Origin of the sequence: Streptomyces sp. NPDC059456 (genome assembly GCF_042750055.1) — a bacterium.
Taxonomy (GTDB): domain Bacteria; phylum Actinomycetota; class Actinomycetes; order Streptomycetales; family Streptomycetaceae; genus Streptomyces.
In genome coordinates this window covers 9,490-10,867 of record NZ_JBHYVA010000248.1, presented here as the reverse complement: position 1 = coordinate 10,867, position 1,378 = coordinate 9,490, and the positions used below count along the sequence as shown (strand labels likewise).

The window sequence follows — 1,378 nt, the reverse complement described above, 5'->3', positions numbered from 1 at the left end:
GCCGGTCTCGGAGTCGAGGGCGCCGGTCGGTTCGTCGGCGAGGACCAGGCGGCGGGGGCCCCCCACGGGGCGGGGGGGGGGGGCGCGGCGCCGGGGCGGGGGGGCCGGGGCCCCGGGGGCCTCGCGGGGGCCGGGGCCCCCGGGGTCAGGCCTGGGCCCTGACCGAGTCCAGGAAGGGCTCCAGGGCGGCGCGCCAGGCCGTCGGCTGGTCGTAGTGGAGGTAGTGGCCGGCGTCGGGGATCTCGGCGTACCGGCCCGCCGGGAGGACGCGGACCATCTCCTGGGCCTCCGCGCGGCCCAGTTCGCCGTCGAGGCCGCGGACGACCAGGGTCGGGCAGCGGACCTGGGCCAGTTCCTCCCAGTGCGCGTCGTGGACCCACGTCTCGCGGGCGGTCAGCATCTGGCGGCGGGAGAACAGCGGGCGCCAGCCGTCCGGCGCCTGGTGCATCACCTCGGCGAAGAAGGCGCCGCGGCCCGGATCGGGGCGTTCCACCCGGGGGTCGTCCTCGCCGAACCAGCGGCGGGCGGCGTCCTGGGTGGGGAAGGGGAGGGGCCAGCGGCGGAACCAGTCCTCCCATTCCTGCTGGGAGGCCTCGCCGAGGGCGGAGGCGCGCATGTCGCAGATCACCAGGGCCTCGACGAGGTCGGGGCGGCGGGCGGCGAGCTGCCAGCCGGTGAGGGCGCCCATGGAGTGCCCGATCAGGGTCACGGGGCCCAGGCCGAGCTGCTCGATGACGGATTCGGCATCGGCCACGAACGCGTCGCGCCCCAGCCGGGTCGAGGTGCCCGGGCCTGCGGCGGGGCGGCCGCTCTGGCCGTGGCCGCGCTGGTCGAGGGCGACGACGCGGCGGTTCCGGGAGAGCCAGCGGGCGGTGCCCGCCCAGTGGAACGCGCGGCCCATCAGGCCATGGAGTAACAGCACCCGGGGCGCGTCGGGGTCGGGGGGCTCGGCGGTGGCGGATTCCCGGAACTCCCAGGCGGCCAGGCGCACACCGTCGGCCCCTGTCACATCGATGCGCTGTACCACGGCAGATGCACCCCCTTCGCTCGCGGCCAGACTATCGAACCCACATTCGAAAACGGGGTTCTCGCCGTCAACACCGCTCTTTCGAGTGACCTTGCTCAAGGATTGGCCGCCGCTGCCGATGGAGATCCTTTCAACAGGGAGGCGGGCCGCTCGGGGAAGACGGTCCGAAGGGGATGACCTTGAGAGCTCGGGGCTCCAGGTCAGCAAGGGGAGGACCGGGGGGCGGGGGGGCGGCGCGCGGCGGGGGGGGGGGGGGAGCCCCCCCCCCCGCGACCCCCCCCATCCGCCCGCGCGCGCCGAGGCCGTACGGGCCGGCGACGTAGCCGGGCTTGCCGGGGAAGACGTCCAGCG

1 protein-coding gene is annotated in these 1,378 nt (G+C 76.3%); it reads right to left on the bottom strand.

The features are described 5' to 3' along the window. Positions 1-145: 145 nt before the first annotated feature. Positions 146-1,027, bottom strand: coding sequence for an alpha/beta fold hydrolase (locus ACFXA3_RS21800; protein WP_385189045.1), 882 nt, complete (start codon positions 1,025-1,027; stop codon positions 146-148). Between the last annotated feature and the right edge of the window lie 351 nt (positions 1,028-1,378).